The sequence below is a fragment of the Microbulbifer sp. ABF4_107 genome, from assembly GCF_056312215.1.
The window spans coordinates 4,070,360-4,089,573 of sequence record NZ_CM149983.1 but is presented as its reverse complement, the minus strand read 5'-3'; the positions used below and the strand labels follow the sequence as shown (position 1 = coordinate 4,089,573).

18 protein-coding genes are annotated in these 19,214 nt (G+C 59.0%); 10 read left to right on the top strand and 8 right to left on the bottom strand.

The features are described 5' to 3' along the window. The first annotated feature begins 204 nt into the window (after positions 1-204). Both hutU and hutH read left to right on the top strand, forming a co-directional pair. Positions 205-1,878 (top strand): urocanate hydratase, encoded by a 1,674-nt coding sequence (hutU, locus tag ACYX4K_RS16815; protein ID WP_475091003.1) that lies wholly within the window; start codon positions 205-207, stop codon positions 1,876-1,878. Positions 1,879-2,017: 139 nt separating this feature from the next. Beyond that, on the top strand, positions 2,018-3,568 hold the full coding sequence (gene hutH / locus ACYX4K_RS16810; RefSeq protein WP_475091004.1) for a histidine ammonia-lyase: 1,551 nt from the start codon (positions 2,018-2,020) through the stop codon (positions 3,566-3,568). 46 nt (positions 3,569-3,614) lie between these two features. On the opposite strand, the gene ACYX4K_RS16805 is transcribed toward hutH, so the two are convergent. The 4 genes from ACYX4K_RS16805 to ACYX4K_RS16790 form a co-directional block, all read right to left on the bottom strand. Then, the gene (locus ACYX4K_RS16805) at positions 3,615-3,956 is read right to left on the bottom strand and encodes a hypothetical protein (protein WP_475091005.1); all 342 of its coding nucleotides are present in this window, start codon (positions 3,954-3,956) and stop codon (positions 3,615-3,617) included. Between the two features lie 106 nt (positions 3,957-4,062). Then, a complete protein-coding gene (locus tag ACYX4K_RS16800) occupies positions 4,063-4,371 on the bottom strand; it encodes a superinfection immunity protein (protein WP_475091006.1) in 309 nt (102 codons plus the stop codon). Positions 4,372-4,446: 75 nt separating this feature from the next. Continuing rightward, entirely contained in the window at positions 4,447-5,046 is a 600-nt protein-coding gene (locus tag ACYX4K_RS16795) for a hypothetical protein (RefSeq protein ID WP_475091007.1), read from the bottom strand. Between the two features lie 9 nt (positions 5,047-5,055). Beyond that, complete coding sequence (locus ACYX4K_RS16790) at positions 5,056-5,553, bottom strand: RNA polymerase sigma factor (RefSeq protein WP_475091008.1); 498 nt, start codon at positions 5,551-5,553, stop codon at positions 5,056-5,058. Positions 5,554-5,779: 226 nt separating this feature from the next. Between ACYX4K_RS16790 and ACYX4K_RS16785 the strand changes: the two genes are divergently transcribed. From ACYX4K_RS16785 to ACYX4K_RS16755, 7 genes are all read left to right on the top strand, one after another. Then, complete coding sequence (locus ACYX4K_RS16785) at positions 5,780-6,175, top strand: MerR family transcriptional regulator (RefSeq protein ID WP_475091009.1); 396 nt, start codon at positions 5,780-5,782, stop codon at positions 6,173-6,175. A gap of 69 nt (positions 6,176-6,244) precedes the next feature. Next, a complete protein-coding gene (locus ACYX4K_RS16780) occupies positions 6,245-7,414 on the top strand; it encodes an isovaleryl-CoA dehydrogenase (RefSeq protein WP_475091010.1) in 1,170 nt (389 codons plus the stop codon). Positions 7,415-7,589: 175 nt separating this feature from the next. Continuing rightward, on the top strand, positions 7,590-9,197 hold the full coding sequence (locus tag ACYX4K_RS16775; RefSeq protein WP_475091011.1) for a carboxyl transferase domain-containing protein: 1,608 nt from the start codon (positions 7,590-7,592) through the stop codon (positions 9,195-9,197). A gap of 179 nt (positions 9,198-9,376) precedes the next feature. Then, positions 9,377-10,174, top strand: a complete 798-nt coding sequence (locus ACYX4K_RS16770) for an enoyl-CoA hydratase/isomerase family protein (RefSeq protein ID WP_475091012.1) — start codon at positions 9,377-9,379, stop codon at positions 10,172-10,174. A 336-nt stretch (positions 10,175-10,510) separates the two neighbouring features. Further along, the gene (locus ACYX4K_RS16765; RefSeq protein ID WP_475091013.1) at positions 10,511-12,514 is read left to right on the top strand and encodes an acetyl/propionyl/methylcrotonyl-CoA carboxylase subunit alpha; all 2,004 of its coding nucleotides are present in this window, start codon (positions 10,511-10,513) and stop codon (positions 12,512-12,514) included. A 14-nt stretch (positions 12,515-12,528) separates the two neighbouring features. Further along, a complete protein-coding gene (locus tag ACYX4K_RS16760; RefSeq protein ID WP_475091014.1) occupies positions 12,529-13,449 on the top strand; it encodes a hydroxymethylglutaryl-CoA lyase in 921 nt (306 codons plus the stop codon). An 89-nt stretch (positions 13,450-13,538) separates the two neighbouring features. Further along, positions 13,539-14,798 (top strand): DUF945 family protein, encoded by a 1,260-nt coding sequence (locus ACYX4K_RS16755; protein WP_475091015.1) that lies wholly within the window; start codon positions 13,539-13,541, stop codon positions 14,796-14,798. 161 nt (positions 14,799-14,959) lie between these two features. Here ACYX4K_RS16755 and ACYX4K_RS16750 read toward each other — a convergent pair whose 3' ends face one another. The 3 genes from ACYX4K_RS16750 to alaE form a co-directional block, all read right to left on the bottom strand. Continuing rightward, positions 14,960-15,313 carry a DUF4870 family protein gene (locus tag ACYX4K_RS16750; protein WP_475091016.1) on the bottom strand — a complete coding sequence of 118 codons (354 nt, stop codon included), beginning with the start codon at positions 15,311-15,313 and terminating at the stop codon, positions 14,960-14,962. Positions 15,314-15,438: 125 nt separating this feature from the next. After that, the gene (locus tag ACYX4K_RS16745; protein ID WP_475091017.1) at positions 15,439-16,866 is read right to left on the bottom strand and encodes a hypothetical protein; all 1,428 of its coding nucleotides are present in this window, start codon (positions 16,864-16,866) and stop codon (positions 15,439-15,441) included. 352 nt (positions 16,867-17,218) lie between these two features. Further along, entirely contained in the window at positions 17,219-17,818 is a 600-nt protein-coding gene (gene alaE, locus ACYX4K_RS16740) for an L-alanine exporter AlaE (RefSeq protein WP_475091018.1), read from the bottom strand. A 321-nt stretch (positions 17,819-18,139) separates the two neighbouring features. Here alaE and ACYX4K_RS16735 point away from each other — a divergent pair, with 321 nt between their 5' ends. Next, positions 18,140-18,691 (top strand): PadR family transcriptional regulator, encoded by a 552-nt coding sequence (locus ACYX4K_RS16735; RefSeq protein ID WP_475091019.1) that lies wholly within the window; start codon positions 18,140-18,142, stop codon positions 18,689-18,691. A 56-nt stretch (positions 18,692-18,747) separates the two neighbouring features. On the opposite strand, the gene ACYX4K_RS16730 is transcribed toward ACYX4K_RS16735, so the two are convergent. Continuing rightward, positions 18,748-19,131: a VOC family protein gene (locus tag ACYX4K_RS16730; protein ID WP_475091020.1), complete on the bottom strand. Its 384-nt coding sequence runs from the start codon at positions 19,129-19,131 to the stop codon at positions 18,748-18,750. Positions 19,132-19,214: the final 83 nt, after the last annotated feature.

Sequence of the window (19,214 nt, the reverse complement as noted above, 5' to 3'; positions counted from 1 at the left end):
CGGGTGTAGGTTTTCAGGAGCGTCGGCGACATGGACGTCGCCGACGCAGCTTACAGGGACGTACTTGTAGCGGTCCTGAAAACCTACACCTGGTGCCCCGCCGCCACCGGACCAAAATCCGGAGTCCCAAATACCACAGGGCCAAAAGCCCACAAAAATCAAATTCAAAACTACCCACAGAATTTGGAAATAGACGAGGCAACCATGACCGACAAACGTCACGATCCCAGCCGCAAAATTGCCGCACCCACCGGCACCAAGCTGAACGCAAAAAGCTGGCTCACCGAAGCCCCCCTACGCATGCTCATGAACAACCTGCATCCGGACGTCGCCGAGCGCCCGGAAGATCTCGTTGTTTACGGCGGCATCGGCCGCGCCGCGCGGGACTGGGAGTGCTACGACAAAATCGTCGAAGTCCTCAAGCGCCTCGAAGACGACGAGACTCTACTGGTCCAGTCCGGCAAACCCGTCGGCGTATTCAAAACCCACGCCGACGCTCCTCGTGTACTTATTGCCAACTCCAACCTGGTGCCCCACTGGGCCAACTGGGAACACTTCAACGAGCTGGATAAAAAAGGCCTGGCCATGTACGGCCAGATGACCGCCGGCTCCTGGATCTACATCGGCTCCCAGGGCATCGTCCAGGGCACCTACGAAACTTTTGCCGCAGTTGCGCGCAAACATTTTGACGGGCAAGCGAAAGGCAAATGGGTACTGACCGGCGGCCTCGGCGGTATGGGTGGCGCCCAGCCGCTGGCTGCCACCATGGCCGGCTTCTGCATGATCGCCGTCGAATGCGACGAAACCCGCATCGACTTCCGCCTGCGCACCGGCTACGTAGACAAGAAGGCCACCAGCCTCGACGAAGCCCTGGCAATGATCAACGACGCGATGGAAAAGGGTGAAGCCATTTCCGTCGGCCTGCTGGGCAACGCTGCGGATATTTTCCCGGAAATTGTCGAGCGCAATATCCTGCCGGACTGCGTTACCGACCAAACTTCCGCCCACGACCCGCTGAACGGCTACCTGCCCCAGGGCTGGACCATGGATCAAGCCACTGAAATGCGAAAGCGCGACGAAGCGCTGGTGGTCAAGGAAGCGAAAAAATCCATGGCCGTGCAGGTACAGGCCATGCTTACCCTGCAAGAGCGCGGCGCCGCCACCCTGGATTACGGCAACAACATCCGCCAGATGGCATTTGAAGAAGGGGTGGAGAATGCCTTCGATTTCCCCGGCTTCGTGCCCGCCTACATTCGCCCGCTTTTCTGCGAAGGCGTCGGTCCCTTCCGCTGGGCGGCACTTTCCGGCAACCCGGAAGACATTTACAAAACCGACGCCAAGGTAAAAGAGCTGATCCCGGACAATCCGCAACTGCACAACTGGCTGGATATGGCCCGCGAGCGTATCCAGTTCCAGGGACTGCCCGCGCGTATCTGCTGGGTCGGTCTGAAAGACCGCGCACGCCTGGCACTGGCATTTAACGAAATGGTGGCCAGCGGTGAACTGGAAGCACCGGTGGTGATCGGCCGCGATCACCTCGACTCCGGCTCCGTCGCCAGCCCCAACCGCGAAACCGAATCCATGATGGACGGTTCCGATGCCGTTTCCGACTGGCCGCTGCTGAACGCGTTGCTGAATACCGCCTCAGGCGCCACCTGGGTATCGCTGCATCACGGCGGCGGTGTGGGCATGGGCTTCAGCCAGCACAGTGGTGTAGTCATCGTGTGTGACGGCACCGAGGCGGCGAAGAAACGCATCGAGCGTGTGCTGTGGAATGACCCGGCCACCGGCGTTATGCGCCATGCGGATGCGGGTTATGACATCGCCAAGAACTGCGCGAAAGAGCAGGGGCTGGATCTGCCGATGCTCAAGGACTGATCAAACTTTTTTAACTCGTCATGCCGGACTTGATCCGGCATCCAGCATCGGAGCTCCAGAAAACTCCGCTGCCAATTCGCTGGATACCGGCCTTCGCCGGTATGACGAGTGCAAACGAATTAAACCGGTGAATAAATTTATGTACCAACTGCAAATCACCCCCGGCCAACTGAGCCTGGAACAACTGCGCCGCGTCGCCCGCGAGCCGGTGAAACTGACACTGGACCCGTCCGCCCACGCCGCCATCGCAGCCTCCGCAAAAACCGTCGCCGACGTACTGGAACAGGGCCGCACCGTCTACGGTATCAACACCGGTTTCGGCCTGTTGGCCAACACCCGCATCGAAAAGAAAGACCTGGAAACCCTGCAGCGCGCCATCGTCCTGTCTCACGCAGCCGGCACCGGCAACTTCATGAGTGAAGACACCGTGCGCCTGCTGATGGTGCTGAAAATCAATTCCCTGGCGCGCGGTTTTTCCGGCATCCGCCTGGAGGTGATTCAGGCACTGATCAAACTGGTCAACGCCGGCGTCTACCCGGCCATTCCGGAAAAGGGCTCCGTGGGCGCCTCCGGTGACCTGGCACCGCTGGCACATATGAGTGTGGTGCTGCTGGGTGAAGGCGAGTGCTTTATCAATGGCGAACGCAAGGCCGCGGCCGAAGGCCTGCGCTTTGCGGAAATGCGCCCGCTGGTACTGGCGCCGAAGGAAGGCCTGGCACTCTTGAACGGCACTCAGGCGTCCACCGCGTTTGCCCTGCAGGGCATGTTCAGCGCGGAAGATTTGTTCGCCGGTGCCGTGGTAACCGGCGCCCTCACCCTGGAAGCCGCCAAAGGCTCCCGCCGCCCCTTCGACGATCGCATTCATATGGCGCGCGGACAAAAGGCGCAGCGGGATGTGGCCGCGAGCTATCGCGATTTGCTGGGGGAGAAAAGTGAAATCGGCGAGTCGCACGAAGATTGCGAGAAAGTCCAGGACCCCTACAGCCTCCGCTGCCAGCCCCAGGTAATGGGCGCCTGCCTGCAGCAGATCCGCTTCGCCTCTGAAGTGTTGCTGGCGGAAGCCAATGGGGTTTCCGACAATCCGTTAGTGTTTACGGATGAGGAAAATCCGGAAAACTCCGACATCATTTCCGGTGGCAACTTCCACGCGGAACCGGTGGCGATGGTGGCAGACAATCTGGCGCTGGCGATCGCGGAAATCGGCTCACTGTCCGAGCGTCGCATGGCGCTGCTGATCGACTCCAACCTGTCCGGTCTGCCGCCGTTTTTGGTGGACAACGGCGGAGTGAATTCCGGATTTATGATCGCGCAGGTAACCTCCGCGGCACTGGCGAGCGAAAACAAAACCTTTGCCCACCCGGCAAGCGTGGACTCACTGCCGACCTCCGCCAACCAGGAAGACCACGTATCCATGGCCACCTTCGCCGGCCGCCGCCTGCGGGATATGGCGGATAACACCTGCGGCATTCTCGCCGTAGAACTGCTCGCCGCGTGCCAGGGCCTCGACTTCCGCGCGCCGCTAAAGACCACCGAAAAGCTGGAAAAAGCCAAGGCCGCCCTGCGCGAGCGCGTACCTTTCTACGATAAGGACCGCTACTTTGCACCAGATATTGAGGAAGCCAAGCAGTTGCTGGACAGTGCCTACTACCGTGCGTATCTGGCTACAGAAATGCTACCCAGCAACCAGTAATCGCTTACCTATCAAAGTACGCCGGCGGAACCTTCTCCGCCGGCAATCAGTGCCCTTTTACCACCTCTACCGGCCCATGATCATCACAGTGATCACCATGCACATGGTGCAGGCGGCCATTCACCAGATAATCAAAGTGGTCCCCATGGGGCACCATTTCATGCCCGCAATTCGGGCCGTGAGTGTGGTCTGGGTCGCAGGCGGGATTCAGAGGCCGGCATTCATTCGGGTTGGTGGCGGTGAATTCGAGCACGTGCTCTTTATTGCAGCCCTGTTCCGGGTGATGCAAATGTCCGTCCTGCAGGTAGTCAATATGGTCGCCGTGCTTGATGGCGGTGTGGCCGCACTTGGCGTGGTGCTGGTGGGGCTGGTTGGCTGATTTGCCCATTTTTGAGGCTCCCTTATTCACGATTCCCGAAGATGTGCTAACCAAGGTATATGGCACACATGAGATAGGTGTGCCACTTACCACGCCAAATTCGGCGCTCAGTTCCTCAAGCCCTCCCCTCTGCATTAACCGTTTCCCCGGAAGCAGTACTTCCGTATTTTTTCGCCAGCTTACCGCTCACCTTGCCCGTGGCCGCCCATACCAGCAATGCCACCCAGACGATCCAGGACAGTCCCGCCGGGATATTCGCGAGAAAGATCTTCCCCAGGTGCCCGCGATTGAAAAAGATCGCGAGAAGACTGGGTAAAAACCAGATTGCAAAAAATAGGATGACGAATCCAATGGTCTGAATCGGATCCATTTGTGCAAACAGATCGAGAAAGTCGGAAAATTTTTGTTCCAGGTTGGACAGCATGGTTACAGCCTCTGATTGAGTTATTTATTGAAATCACACCTGCTGTAGTACCCGGCAAACCGGATTTCTTACAATTTATTGTTCCGTCGCTTCGATATTTTCCCGCTGCCACTGTTCTATCTTCTGCTCGCCACTTTTTATGCGGCGCCAGTACCAGATACTCCAGGCACCCATTGCCAGTGCGAACACCGAAATCCAGGTTACGGCAAATCCCCCGTCCCCCACGAAAATGGGCTCCAGCCAGCCGAAACCCGACAGCCATTGCCACAGGGCGAAAATTCCCAGCTCCGCAATAAAAAACAACCAGGCAAAGCGCAACATGCGGCGTTTGCGTGTCAGACGCAGTCGTGCCAGGTCCAGATAGCCCCGCACGGAGTCTTCCAGGGGTTCCCACACCCCCCGGCGGTTGATGACAGAAAAAGCCATGGCCCACGCCAATAGCACGACCACCAGCAGAGCACGCCAGGGGGCATCACCAATTTCGCTGTTGAGCATCAGAAACACACCACCGATACCAACCGCAATTGACGCCACCCACTCAAACCAGGCGTAAAAACGCAGTCGCCGCTCCTGCCTGCCGATCTCCGCGCGTATGGCTTCCGGTACCGGCACTGGCACCGGGGCCTGCTGCCACAGGTTCGCGAGTTCCTGCAGGCCGTCGTCTTCATTCTTCATGTGCAGTTTTCACACCGTTTCATTCAATTGGGTAGTCAGTCGTTCGCGCGCCCGGTTCAGGCGCACCGCCACATTGGATTCACTGATACCCAGCACCTCGGAAATCTCGCTGTAGCTCAAACCTTCAAAACGCAGGGTCAGCGCCTGCCGCATTCCCAGCGGCAATCTGGACACCGCGCGCATCAGCCGCTCGGCATCGCGGTTCTGTTCCAGTTGCGCCTCGGGCCCGGGACGCTCATCGACAACCATTTCCAGCAGGTCGCTATCCTCGCCATCGCGGCGGCGGGTCAGCTGGGTGACACTGCGGTTGTGGGCGATGCGGTAGGCGAAGGTGCGCAGGCTGGCATCCCCGCGGAAACCGGGCAGCGCCCGCCAGATGGCCAGCCAGATCTCCTGTACCAGGTCGTCGCGCTCGGCCTGGTTGCGCACATAACTGCCTGCCAGGCGGGCAATACCGCCGCCGCAGTCGTCAATCAATTGCTGGAATAGTTGTTCGCGGGCGTCCAAGTTGTGGTTCTTCTTTCCATGTATTCGGGGCCGCCTGATGCGGGTATTGCCAGTTACTGTACCCAGAGGCGCGAAAACCTTACATAAATTTCCACCTGGGACTGCGGCCGCCAGCCATGGCTATCGAGACTAGGAGATACACCTCAGTCACGATTTGGCCCAGATTGACGTTTACGTTAACGTAAACGTCAACTAGACTTCGGGCAGATCTGAGGAATCGTCCAATATGAGCACCACCACTGCCGACAACTACAGCATCTCCGAGCTGGCCCAGGAGTTCGGGATCACCACCCGCACCATCCGCTTCTATGAAGACAAGGGGCTGATCAGCCCGGAGCGGCGCGGGCAGACCCGGGTATACACGCCGGAAGATCGGGTGCGCCTGAAGCTGATCCTGCGCGGCAAGCGTCTCGGGTTCTCGCTGGATGAGAGCCGGGAAATCATCGATATGTACGACCCGGCCCACGGCAATGTGGACCAGCTCAACCGCCTCCTCGACCGTATTGACGCCAAGCGCCAGCAGTTGCGCGAGCAGCAGCAGGATATCGAGAAGATGCTCGCGCAGCTGGATGAGGCAAGTACCCGCACCCAGGCGGCGCTGAAAGAACGCAACAGCGAATAGATATAACAACTGAAAATTCACTGATTTTTAATTGAACAACACTCTGACTGATTCACTGCGGAGCAGCCCATGAATACCCCTTACCCAACCCTGAACTTCGATCTCGGTGAAGACATCGATATGCTGCGGGATATGGTCTACAAGTTCTGTCAGGCAGAACTGGCCCCGCGCGCGGCGCAGATCGATGAGGACAATCTGTTCCCGGCCGATATGTGGAAGAAGTTTGGTGAGCTGGGTCTGCTGGGCATGACCGTGGAAGAGGAATACGGCGGCTCCAATATGGGCTACCTGGCCCATGCGGTGGCGATGGAGGAAATCTCCCGCGCGTCTGCGTCTGTCGGCCTGTCCTACGGCGCCCACTCCAACCTGTGTGTGAACCAGATTCGCAAGAACGGCACCCCGGAGCAGAAGGCGAAGTATCTGCCGAAGCTGTGTTCCGGTGAGCACATTGGTGCGCTGGCGATGAGTGAGCCGAACTCCGGTTCCGATGTGGTGAGCCTGCAGTTGAAGGCGGAGAAGAAGGGCGACCGTTTTATTCTGAACGGCAACAAGATGTGGATCACCAACGGTCCGGATGCGCACACTTATGTGATTTATGCGCGCACGGAGCCGGGTATCAGTTCTGGCGGTATTACGGCGTTTATTGTTGAGCGCGGTTTTAAGGGTTTCACTCAGGCGCAGAAGCTGGACAAGCTGGGTATGCGCGGGTCCAACACCTGTGAGCTGGTGTTTGAGGACTGCGAGGTGCCAGAGGAAAATATTCTGGGTCAGCTGAACGGCGGTGTGCGTGTGCTGATGAGCGGCCTGGATTACGAGCGTACGATTTTGTCTGGTGGACCGGTGGGCATCATGCAGGCGTGTATGGATATCGTTGTGCCGTATATTCACGATCGCAAGCAGTTTGGCAAGGCGATCGGTGAATTCCAGTTGATGCAGGGCAAGGTTGCGGATATGTATGCGGATCTGAATGCGAGCCGCGCTTATTTGTACGCTGTAGCCAAGGCTTGTGACCGCGGTGAGGATTCGCGCAAAGATTCTGCAGCGGTGATCCTGTTTACTGCGGAGCGTGCGACGCAGATGGCGCTGCAGGCGATTCAGACGCTGGGTGGCAACGGTTATATCAATGAGTACGCCACCGGTCGCCTGCTGCGTGATGCCAAGCTGTACGAGATTGGCGCCGGTACTTCTGAGATCCGTCGCATGTTGATCGGGCGCGAACTTTTTAACGAGACTCGCTAAGTCCTATTTTACTTCGGTGGCGGTGCTGCTGCCGATGCCGGTTCTCCAGACACGCCGTGAACCCATCCCTGGGGGCTCTTCTAAAACATCCCTGTTTTAGAAGGTCTGGAGAACCGGCATCGGCACCAGCACCTTCGCATCCAGATTCTGACTACGAATTGGCCTCGTATTTTTTATGAACCAGATTCAGACCAAGATTAATTCCCGGGATCCGGCATTCGCAGAAAACCGCGAGCAGATGCAGAGCATTGTGGATGACCTGCGCGAAAAGCTGGAAACCATCGCCAAGGGCGGCAGTGAGCGCGCGCGGGAGAAGCATGTTTCTCGCGGTAAATTGCTGCCCCGCGATCGTATCGACGCGCTGCTGGATCCGGGCAGCCCGTTTCTGGAATTTTCGCAGTTGGCGGCGTACGACGTTTATGGTGAAGACGTGCCGGCGGCGGGGATTCTGACCGGTATCGGTACCGTTGCCGGCCAGCCCTGTGTCATCGTCGCTAACGATGCGACGGTAAAGGGCGGTACCTATTATCCGCTGACGGTGAAAAAACACCTGCGCGCACAGGCGATTGCGGAGCAGAACAACCTGCCCTGTATTTATCTGGTGGATTCCGGCGGTGCCAACCTGCCGCGCCAGGACGATGTGTTTCCGGATCGCGAGCACTTCGGGCGTATCTTCTTCAATCAGGCGAATCTGTCTGCGCAGAACATTCCGCAGATCGCGGTGGTGATGGGCAGCTGTACCGCAGGCGGCGCTTATGTGCCGGCGATGGCGGATGAGTCGATTATGGTGAAGGAGCAGGCGACGATTTTTCTCGCCGGCCCACCGCTGGTGAAGGCGGCGACCGGGGAGGAGGTTTCTGCGGAGGAGCTGGGCGGTGCGGAGGTGCACTGTAAGACTTCCGGGGTTTCCGATCACTTTGCCAATAACGATACCCACGCGCTGCAGATTGCGCGCAATTCGGTATCGCGACTGAACCGGGTGAAGAATCCCGGTCTCGATGTGCAGAAGCCGATCGAGCCGATTTATCCGCCGGAAGAGATCTACGGCATCGTGCCGAAGGATTCCCGCCAGCCGTTCGATGTACGCGAGATTATCGCGCGGGTTGTAGATGGCTCCGAGTTTGATGAATTCAAGGCGATGTACGGCACTACGCTGGTGACCGGCTTTGCGCGGATTCACGGTTACCCGGTGGGTATTGTGGCCAACAACGGCATTCTGTTTGCCGAGAGCGCGCAGAAAGGCGCGCACTTTATTGAGCTCTGCGCACAGCGCAATATTCCGCTGGTTTTCCTGCAGAACATCACCGGCTTTATGGTAGGCAAGCAGTACGAGGCCGGCGGTATTGCCAAGCACGGTGCCAAGATGGTCACCGCGGTTGCCACCGCTAAAGTGCCCAAGATCACGATTCTGATCGGCGGCTCTTTCGGTGCCGGCAACTACGGCATGTGCGGCCGCGCCTACGATCCCAACTTCCTGTTTATGTGGCCCAACGCGCGCATTTCGGTGATGGGCGGTGAACAGGCGGCGGGTGTACTGGCGCAGGTGAAGAAAGACCAGATGGCGGCCAAGGGTGAGGACTGGAGCGAGGAGGAAATCGCCAAGTTCAAGCAGCCGATCATTGATGACTACGAACACCAGGGGCATCCGTATTACGCATCCGCGCGACTGTGGGATGACGGGGTGATCGACCCGAAAGATACCCGCACCGTATTGGGACTGTGTCTGGCCGCGGCCACACACAAGGAGCCTGAAGAAACCAAGTTCGGGGTCTTTCGAATGTAGTTCTGAGCACGGGGATAGTATGGTGCGGGTCCTGCTGCCGGTATTTGTTTGCTGGACACGCCGTAAACCCATCCCTGGGGGCTCTGCAAAAACATCCATGTTTTTGAAGGTCCAGCAAACAAATACCGGCATCAGAACCTTTCCGACTCCGTAGCTATAGCCAACTTCAAGGAATCACCATGACCGAAAAAATGCTGTGCGAAATCGACAACGAAGGCGTTGCCACGGTTACCCTCAACCGTCCGGAAATCCACAACGCCTTCGACGACGATCTGATTCGCCAGCTGGGCGAAACCTTCGACAACCTCGCCCGCAGTGGTGGAGTGCGCGCGCTGGTGCTCGCGTCCAATGGCAAAAACTTCTCCGCCGGCGCCGACCTGAACTGGATGAAGCGCATGGCGGATTACAGTGAAGAGCAGAACCGCACCGACGCCGCGACCCTCGCCGCCATGCTGCACAAACTCGACAATTTCCCCGCCCCCACCATCGCCCGTGTACAGGGTGCTGCGTTTGGCGGCGCGGTTGGTCTGGTCAGCTGCTGCGACATCGCCGTCGCCGCCGAGCGCGCCAGTTTCTGCCTGAGCGAAGTGAAAATCGGCCTGCTGCCGGCCACCATCAGCCCTTACGTGATCAACGCCATCGGCGCTCGTCAGGCGCGCCGTTACTTTGTGACTGCCGAGCGATTTTCCGCAGAGCGCGCGAAAGAAATCGGCCTGGTTTCCGAGGTGGTCGCCGAAGCCGAGCTGGACCTGACGGTACAGAAGCTGGTGAACAGTATTACCGACAACGGCCCCAACGCCGTAACCATGGCCAAGCAATTGGCGATGTCCATGTCCAACCGTGTTGTTAACGACGAGTTGCAGGGGCAGACCAGCGCGCTGATTGCTGCCGTTCGAGTTTCGCCGGAAGGGCAGGAAGGTTTGAGTGCGTTTCTGGAGAAGCGTGCGCCCAGTTGGATGAATTCGAGCGAGGATTAGGCCTCGAGCGAGATTTAGGCCTCGCAGGCTGGATCCCGGATCAGGTCCGGGATGACGATGTACAAACTACTGATGCAGCAACTTCGTCATTCCGATACCGGATCGAGTCCGGCATGACAAAAGCATCCGGAATCCAGAACTAACGAAGTACAAAAGTTCAAATCGAAGGCCGGGCACCGGGTGTCGGTTTTCAGGATCGTCGCAAACAGGATGTTTGCGCCGAAGCGCCCAGGGATGGGTTTACAGCGGTCCTGAAAACCGACACCCGGTGACCGGCCGCCACTGAGCCGGAACAGAGCTCGAATAGAGCCCGGAAAAGACCAAACAGAGCCAGCTATGATTCGCAAACTGCTGATCGCCAACCGTGGCGAAATTGCCTGTCGTATTATCCGCACCGCGCGTCGCCTCGGCGTCGCCACCGTCGCGGTTTATTCTGACGCAGATGCCAACGCCCTGCACGTCCAGCAGGCCGACGAAGCCGTACACCTCGGCCCCGCCCCGGCCAAAGAATCCTATCTGGACATCGACAAAGTCCTCGCCGCCGCCAAACGCACCGGCGCCGACGCCATCCACCCCGGCTACGGATTCCTCTCCGAGAATGCCCACTTCTGCCGCGCATGCGAAGAAGCCGGCATCATCTTTGTCGGCCCACCCGCCGCCGCCATCGACGCCATGGGCTCCAAATCCGCCGCCAAGCGGATCATGGAAGAGGCCAATGTACCCCTGGTGCCCGGCTACCACGGCCAGAACCAGGACCCCGGCATTCTCGAAGGCCACGCCAACCGCATCGGCTACCCGGTACTGCTCAAAGCGGCCGCCGGTGGCGGTGGTAAGGGTATGCGTCGGGTCGACAACCCCAACGAATTCCACGCAGCACTGGACGCCGCCAAGCGCGAAGCGCGCAACGCCTTCAACGACGACATCATGTTGATCGAGCGCTACGTGGTGAATCCGCGCCACGTGGAAATCCAGGTGTTCTGTGACAAGCAGGGCAAGGGCGTATACCTGTTCGAGCGCGACTGCTCGGTACAGCGCCGCCACCAGAAAGTGGTGGAAGAAGCCCCGGCGCCCGGCCTGTCCGCCGAGACGCGCAAGAAAATGGGCGAGGCCGCCCTGCGCGCCGCCCACGCCATCGGTTACGTGGGCGCGGGTACCGTGGAATTCCTGCTGGATGCCGGCGGTTCGTTTTATTTTATGGAGATGAACACTCGCCTGCAGGTAGAGCACCCGGTTACCGAAATGACTACCGGCCAGGACCTGGTTGCCTGGCAGCTGTCGGTGGCCGCTGGTGACTCCCTGCCACTGGCCCAGGAAGAACTCAGTATTATCGGGCACGCTTTTGAAGTGCGTATCTACGCGGAAGATCCGGACAACGACTTCCTGCCGGCTACCGGTAAGTTACTGCGGCACCAACCGCCCGCGGAAGACAAATCCGTGCGCGTGGACACCGGCGTGCAGACCGGCGACGAAATCAGCGTGCACTACGACCCGATGATTTCCAAACTGATCGTGCACGGTCGCAACCGCCGCGAGGCCCTGGCAAAAATGGATCGCGCCCTGCAGCAGTATCAGATTGCCGGACTGCGCCACAATATCGAATTTCTGCGCCGGGTCATCAATCACACCGCCTTCGTGAACGGTCGCGTCAATACGCACTTTATCGAAGATCACGAACAGGAAATCCTGCAGCAGGAACAACAGCTGCGCTCCCAGCAGTGTGCCGCCATTGCCGCCTTTCTGTTCCACAGCGAAGCGCGTGCGCAACACCGCTCCGCGCCGAAAGCCGACCCTTTCTCTCCATGGCATAGCGGCAACAACTGGCGCAACGGCCTCACCGTTTGGCGCAGTCAAAAAGTCGAAGTGCACGGCCGTGAGATTGAAATCCGTTACTCCGGTAGCGAAGACAATCTGCACTGGCAGTGCAGCGCCGCAGTAGATAACCAGAGCGGCACCGTTGCCGCTCTGCACGGGCAGAATGTGGCAGTGCTCGACGGGCGCCGGGTGAATTACTCCAGCGTATCCCACGATCGCGAAGGCACGGTGTTTGTCAGTGGCGAGCAGGTGGACTTTAAAATCCTGCCGCCGGACACCGGCGAAAGCGCCGATACCGCTCACGGCCTGGAAGCACCGATGAACGGCACCATCGTCACCCTGCTGGCGGAGCCCGGAGCCAGGGTCAGCAAAGACCAGCCGCTGCTGGTGATGGAGGCGATGAAAATGGAGCACACCCTGCGTGCGCCGGCAGATGGCACCGTAAATCAATTCTTCTGCGCCGCCGGCGAACTGGTGGATGGCGGCAGCCTGTTGATCGACTTCAGCGCAGAAACCGCCGAAGGCTAACTGGAGTATTTTCGATGGCACTTCCGGAGCGAGCAAAAATGGTCGAAGTAGGCCCGCGAGACGGCCTGCAGAATGAGAAACAACCCATCTCCGTAGAGACCCGGGTGCAACTCATCGACCTGCTGAGCAACAGCGGTCTCAAGGTGATTGAGGCCGGTAGCTTCGTCAGCCCCAAATGGGTACCGCAGATGGCGGCCAGCGAGGAAGTGCTCGCCGGTATCCGCCGCGAGCCCGGCGTCACCTACAGCACCCTCACCCCCAATATGGTGGGCTACGAGCGCGCGCGGGATGCCAGGGCGGACGAGGTCGCGGTATTTGGTGCGGCGTCGGAGAGCTTCACCCGCAAAAATATCAACTGCTCCATTGAGGAGAGCCTGGATCGCTTCCGCCCCCTGGCGGAGCAGGCCCGCATCGACGGCATTCCGGTGCGCGGCTACGTGTCCTGTGTGCTCGGCTGCCCCTACGAGGGCGACATCAGGGCCGAAAAGGTGGCCGAGGTCAGCAAAGCGCTGCTGGATATGGGTTGCTACGAAATTAGCCTCGGCGACACCATTGGCGTCGGCACTCCGGACAAGGCCCGCTATATGATCGAAACCGTGGCGCAACAGGTGCCCCTGGAAAAGCTGGCGGTGCACTTCCACGATACCTACGGTCAGGCGCTGGCGAATATCTACGCCGCCCTGCAGGCCGGAATCTCCGTGGTGGATTCCGCGGTGGCCGGGCTCGGCGGATGCCCTTACGCCCGCGGCGCCTCCGGCAATGTGGCCAGCGAAGATGTGCTCTACATGCTGGACGGACTGGGTATTCACACCGGCGTCGACCTCGCCCGTCTGGCCAGGGCCGGCAACTTTATCTCACGGGCACTGGGGCGCGACAGCGGCTCTAAAGTTGCCCGCGCCATTGCCGGCGAGCCCGGCGTCATCGACGGCGACTGAGCCGCGGCGGTATTGCGCACAAGGTCACCAGATTCATCGCGATCTGATACTATCGGGCCCCTCGTTTACGACGCCCGATTTTTGACCACATGAAAGCCTTACGTATACTCCTGATTACCACCACCGCCGTGCTGTTGCTGGCTGCGCTCATCGCACCGGGCCTGATTGGCCCCAAGGTCGAGGAAGCTCTGCAACAGCAACTCGCCCAGCAGCCGAATATTGACCTGAACGGTTACCAGCGCGGCTGGTTCGGCGCTGAGGCGCTGACCCTGTTAAAAGGGAAAGAGGGCGCCACTGAAACCTTCAGTGAAATCCAGCACGGCCCGGTTCTGTTTACCCGCAGCGGCCCCAGAGTGGGCGCCCTCTATGCGGAAACCCGCCTCACCGGCAAACAGCTGGAACCGGTGCTGCGCCATCAGCTGGAAGCCTACTACGGTCCTATTGGCACGAGTGTGGACGACAGCCCTGTCGTGCTGGAAACACTGGTGGCTGCCAACAACCGGGTGATCAATACCCTGTTTCTGCAGCCCATCGAGCGTGTCGTGGCGGACCAGCAGATCCTGTTCAAGGGGGGCGAGATCCGCTTTGTGACGGACTACCAGGGCAAGCAGCGAGACAGCCGCTTTGAGCTGGGCGAGTTTGTGCGCATGGACGGCCACCGCGAAGCACTGTACCTGCAGTCCGCTCAGGGCGAATTTGCCCTGGCACCCTCAGGTGCCGGCACCCTGCATGCCACACTGCCGCTGGTGCGCGCCAATAACGACAACGGCCCACTCGAGCTGCGGGACGTGGAGCTGGAGTACGCCAGTGAACTGGTGGCACCACGCACCCTCAAGGTTCTGGCCGGGATCAAATTGCCCGAGATCCAGTCTTCCACACCGGCCAGCAGCATGACTCAGCAGATCAACCTGCCATCCATCAGCTACGACGATCTGCACCACTTTCTCTACAACCTGATGTTGACTCCCTCCCACCAGCGCAGCTGGCCGGTGGTGTTCCAGCGCCCACTGCAGGCACAGCAACAGCTGGACATCCAGACCGCAAATGGCCCGTTACAGCTGCAGCTGGACGTGGACTGGAAGGGCATGCCACGCAACCGCAACGTACAGAACAGCAAACTGTTCTGGCTCGACAACCTGAACGGCAGTGCAAATATTTCCGCTGCGGAGCAGGCCCTGATGCAGTCACCCCTGATCATGCAGGCCAGTGCGCTGAAACAATACGGGTTTATGCAGGAAAAGGACGGCCAGCTGACCATGCACCTGCAACTGGATCGCGGCAATCTCGAAGTGAATGGACAGCTATTGCCCGCCGACCTGTTTGTACTGGCATTGATGGGCGGAATCTAACGACCAGCCACTGGCAATACCGCCAGCCAGCAGGCAAAAAAAGAGCGGCCAATTGGCCGCTCCAACGGTTTCTCTCACCGTTTATCGGTACTTCTAAAATTGGTACTACTAAAACCGGTACTACTAAAACCGGAACATCAAAATTCTGTCACCGTACCGCCTCAGGAATAGGCCGGCCGGTTCTCCGACAGGGTCAACCAGCCGCGTATCACCCGATAGCACACCCACACCCAGCTGATTCCCCAGACCACGAAGCCCACCAGAATCCACACGGTTGCCCAGCCAATCACAAACCACAACAGGCTGTACCAGAAGGTGCGAATCTGCCAACGGAAGTGTGACTCGGCAACGGTGCCGCGCACATCCCCCAGCTTCACATAGTTGATAATCACGCCAACAAAAAACGGCACCGCGGTGAAAATGCTGATCGCCTGAATAAGGTATACCAGAGTGGCGATGTCGCGCCCGGAGCGCTCGCGTTCGGATTGTTGCTCGGCGGGATAATGCTCGGACATGGTTCAGTTTCCAATCGATTATTCAACGCTTAAGTGTAAGTGCTAATTCCGCCACCGATAAGCACACGGGCACGCAAGTTGTCGCGGCCACCCCGTTGTCTGTCGCACTCGCACCCTGTAGCAAGCTAGCGCAGTGCCCACTCGGTATGCACATTTTTCTCCCGCCAGGCTTTCAGCTGCTGGATTGAGGAACGCATCAGCCCGAGTATTTCCGTGCGCTGGTGGCGACAATAATCCCGCTCGCTGTCGATGGACAGCCGCGCAGACAGCGCCTTCAAGCGCGCAGCGACCACTTCCAAACCAACACTCTCTGCTTCAGCGGCAATCGCCTGGGCCTGGTGCTGTGCATCGAGCCAGTGGCGGCCGGTCAGAGCACTGGTAAGCGCGGTGATCTTCTTCGGCAAGTTGGCGAGGCGGTCGCCAAGCAATTCGGAGAATGCCAGATGTCCCAGGGTATCTCGCTGGCGCTCCAGGGTACTGGAGTTCAGCACCTTGCTGGCACGCGCAGGCTTGCTCGGCGTCGATTTCGGCTGGGTTTTCTGATCCACCCAACTCAACAACTGCACCAATTGTGTGTCCGAGGGGTTGGAAGGGAGAACACCGGAGAGGCCGCGGCCGGCGAAGCGCTCGCGATCTCCCTTGTTGACGCTGTCCAGCATGCCGAAGATCAGTAGGCTCTCATTGGCAAAATCCCCGCGAATCTTGCGCGCAGTCTCGACACCGTCAATCAGCGGCAAACGCACATCGATCAGTACCAGATCGTATTTCGCCTTCAGCGCCGCCTCGGCGCCATCGATGCCATTGGTTTCCCGGCGCACCTTGTGGCCACTGGCTTCGAGGCGCGGGCGCAGACTTGGGTGGCTGTCGTTTTCCACCAGCAATATATACAGCTCACGCTGCGCCTCCTCGATCGACACGGGGGGCGCTGCAGCAGACCCAAGCCCCTGAGGACTGCCCTGGCCAGCGCGCTGAATTTCTTCAATGGTACTGCGCAACGCACGGCACTGTCCGAGCGCGGCCTCTGCGAGGTGGCGGGTCTCATCATCGCCGCCACGGGACAGCAGACTCATGGTGCTTACCAGTGTTTCCAGTGGCTTGCGCATACGGTGCCCACTGAGGGACAGGAAGTCCCGATGTTCTTCCTCCGCCTGTTCCCCAGCAACCCTCGCCTCCTCAAGCTGCTTGTCGCGCTCCATCAACTCGTGCACCCGGGTTTGCACCTGGCGGAACAGCTTTGCGTTTTCCGCCTGCAGGTCTGCAACCTTGGCAGCCGCCGCATCCTGCGCGGCTTGCAGCCGGGCACGCAGGCGCATGCTCACCAGAAGACTGGCAACCAGGGCGACCGCAGTAAGCAGAATCCAAATCAGGGGGAGGCGATTCTCGAGGAGTATGGCCTGCCCGGGAAAGGCAGAGGCAAAGGTGGGGGTCAGCGCGGCAACAGCCACAATAATACGGCCACCCGCTACCCAACACTGGGTAGGTAGCCGGCGGATCGCTCTGGCGCTGGCACCATCGCAGGTGCTACTCACCGTACGGCAGTAGGTCATGGTCATTATCTTCCTTGTAACCACTAAAAGTTCGGGCTATTCCTGCAACCCGGCCCATACCCCTGTCGGAATGATTTCTCGCGGGAATTCCACGGGAAGTGACTTACTCAGGGTGGATATCTCGCCGGGTTGGGCGGCCCGGCAAGTCTTTCGTATCCTGTATACGCACACTGTGCGCTTTTAGACTTGTGTCTGGCGGCGACCAGGGCATCCTGCCCGGTACTGGCATGGCCTTACACCAAACCAGGCACCGCATAAGACTATTCTACGCCAAAATTTCAAAATGCGACGGAGTTCTTGCTGGGCGCATTTGAAGGCAGGACCCATGCGCAAGTCAACTACCGGGCATTACAAGCTATTACGCCCGCTCCAACTCGGCCGCAGCCGGGTCGCAATCCGCGCCATTGCGGTGCCCCAGACCCCGGCTCCACAGTCGCCGCAGACAATCCAGGTACATACCGTAGGGCCGCCCGAGTACACCCGCGATCAGAGCAAAGGTCGCGCAGGCAGTGGCGATTTCACCCGCAGAAGCACCTCCGAGCAGCATATTGGCCGTGTAAAGAGGCAGCTGGAAGCTGAGGAATACAAAGGTATCCACACCATAGTTGTGCAACGCGCTGCCACGGCCAAAACGCCCCACAATCCAGTTTCGGTAGAGACTGAACGGGCGCGCGATCAAGGTGTTGAACACCACCGCGAGCAGTCGAACCTTCAGGTGTTCCCGCCAGCTCATTCCCGCCAGCATCAACTCGATGGGTATCGCAATTGCCCATGAGAAGCTGTTCATGGCGAACACATCGAGGAGCCACTCACTCCAGCGGGTGCGACGGTTGCGGCGCTGATTCAGCTGGGAATTGGTGCACTGGGATGTCTCAACCGGCTTTTCGTCCTCCAGCGCCATCACCGGCGGGGAGACAGGAATGGCTTCGGTAGCCTGAGACAGAGATTGGGGCGACATGCTGACACTGGACCTGACGTTCGGTGGCTTTTGGCCACGGCGGATTACTGCTATTGAACATTATTCAGCCACTTTTGGTGGCGGCTGCGATTATATCCACCAAAACCGTAATTTCCAGTCCCTTCATATTATATTTTCATTAATACCCAACATGAGCATCCTACCTCAAGTAAATATCCGCAATTAACATCCTAATAGGGCTGCCCGGAGTATATCGTCCTCCGCCCCTGAAACTACCTCCTTCAGGGAAGGCACCGTACACTACGGGGCTATGCAACTTTGCGCATACATCGCCCTTTGATTTGACTGTCGAGATCCACAATGTCCCTTAGATTTGCCGTGCTCAGCCTACTGGATATCGAGCCCGGCAGTGGCTACGACCTGAAACGCCGTTTCGAGCGCAGTGTCAACCACTTCTGGAGCGCCAGTCATCAGCAGATGTACCGGGAGCTCCACAAGCTGCACCACGAGGGACTGCTGGACTGTGTCGAGGAGCGCCAGAATGGCCGCCCCGACAAAAAGATCTACAGCCTGACCGATGCCGGGCGGGATGCGCTGGCATCCTGGATTACACAGCCCGCCGCTGCACAAAAGATCCGCGACCCATTCTTGATTCAGGTTTTTGCCGGCCACCACCTGTCTGCGGTGCAGATGCGCGCAGAGCTCGCCAACCACCTGGTTCAACACCGGGACAAACTTGCCACCTACGAGGCACAGAATGCCCGTTTCTACCGACGCCCGGCAGAACAGCAACAGAGACTGTGGATATCCCATCAGCCACTGTTGCTGGGCATTGAAACGGAGAAAACCTGGATTCGCTGGGCAGAGCAGTTGCTGGCTCGCCTGGACGAGGAAATCAGGCCGCGACGCTGAGCGCGTAATACCCGGCCATATGGATGGTGGAAAGTGTGCCCGCTGTGGTTATCGGATCAAAAGGCGTCCGCAGGGATATGGCACACAACTTCGATCTTGTGCCCGTCAGGGTCAAGTACAAAGGCACTGAAGTAATTATCGTGAATTTCCGGGCGCAGTCCCGGAGCGCCATTACCCACACTCTCCGAGGCACCGGCTTCCAGCGCGACCTTGTAGAACCGGTGCACGGTGTCCCGGTCTTCCGCGCTGAATGCAAGTTGCAGTGCGGGTGATGTGCTGGAGCCGCCCTTGATCAACAGCTGGGGTTTACCGCCCCAACCAAACCCGGCCCAGTCGCCCATTTCCATGACCAACTCATACCCAAGGGGTACCAGAGCGGCCTGGTAAAACGCTTTGCTGCGGTCGTAGTCGTGCACGATCAGACCAATATGATCCAGCATGGTAGCCCCCTTGGCGCGAACATTTTCCCACTGAAAGAACTCAGTATAGATAGGAGCTAAAAAAGCCGCTGGCAGTGCCCCGC

What these genes read in the sequence shown, in the direction of transcription:
- hutU (WP_475091003.1), top strand. Translation starts at nt 205, where the DNA reads ATGACCGACAAACGTCACGATCCCAGCCGCAAAATTGCCGCACCCACC.
- hutH (WP_475091004.1), top strand. Translation starts at nt 2,018, where the DNA reads ATGTACCAACTGCAAATCACCCCCGGCCAACTGAGCCTGGAACAACTG.
- ACYX4K_RS16805 (WP_475091005.1), bottom strand. Translation starts at nt 3,956, where the DNA reads ATGGGCAAATCAGCCAACCAGCCCCACCAGCACCACGCCAAGTGCGGC.
- ACYX4K_RS16800 (WP_475091006.1), bottom strand. Translation starts at nt 4,371, where the DNA reads ATGCTGTCCAACCTGGAACAAAAATTTTCCGACTTTCTCGATCTGTTT.
- ACYX4K_RS16795 (WP_475091007.1), bottom strand. Translation starts at nt 5,046, where the DNA reads ATGAAGAATGAAGACGACGGCCTGCAGGAACTCGCGAACCTGTGGCAG.
- ACYX4K_RS16785 (WP_475091009.1), top strand. Translation starts at nt 5,780, where the DNA reads ATGAGCACCACCACTGCCGACAACTACAGCATCTCCGAGCTGGCCCAG.
- ACYX4K_RS16780 (WP_475091010.1), top strand. Translation starts at nt 6,245, where the DNA reads ATGAATACCCCTTACCCAACCCTGAACTTCGATCTCGGTGAAGACATC.
- ACYX4K_RS16775 (WP_475091011.1), top strand. Translation starts at nt 7,590, where the DNA reads ATGAACCAGATTCAGACCAAGATTAATTCCCGGGATCCGGCATTCGCA.
- ACYX4K_RS16770 (WP_475091012.1), top strand. Translation starts at nt 9,377, where the DNA reads ATGACCGAAAAAATGCTGTGCGAAATCGACAACGAAGGCGTTGCCACG.
- ACYX4K_RS16765 (WP_475091013.1), top strand. Translation starts at nt 10,511, where the DNA reads ATGATTCGCAAACTGCTGATCGCCAACCGTGGCGAAATTGCCTGTCGT.
- ACYX4K_RS16760 (WP_475091014.1), top strand. Translation starts at nt 12,529, where the DNA reads ATGGCACTTCCGGAGCGAGCAAAAATGGTCGAAGTAGGCCCGCGAGAC.
- ACYX4K_RS16755 (WP_475091015.1), top strand. Translation starts at nt 13,539, where the DNA reads ATGAAAGCCTTACGTATACTCCTGATTACCACCACCGCCGTGCTGTTG.
- ACYX4K_RS16750 (WP_475091016.1), bottom strand. Translation starts at nt 15,313, where the DNA reads ATGTCCGAGCATTATCCCGCCGAGCAACAATCCGAACGCGAGCGCTCC.
- ACYX4K_RS16745 (WP_475091017.1), bottom strand. Translation starts at nt 16,866, where the DNA reads ATGACCATGACCTACTGCCGTACGGTGAGTAGCACCTGCGATGGTGCC.
- alaE (WP_475091018.1), bottom strand. Translation starts at nt 17,818, where the DNA reads ATGTCGCCCCAATCTCTGTCTCAGGCTACCGAAGCCATTCCTGTCTCC.
- ACYX4K_RS16735 (WP_475091019.1), top strand. Translation starts at nt 18,140, where the DNA reads ATGTCCCTTAGATTTGCCGTGCTCAGCCTACTGGATATCGAGCCCGGC.
- ACYX4K_RS16730 (WP_475091020.1), bottom strand. Translation starts at nt 19,131, where the DNA reads ATGCTGGATCATATTGGTCTGATCGTGCACGACTACGACCGCAGCAAA.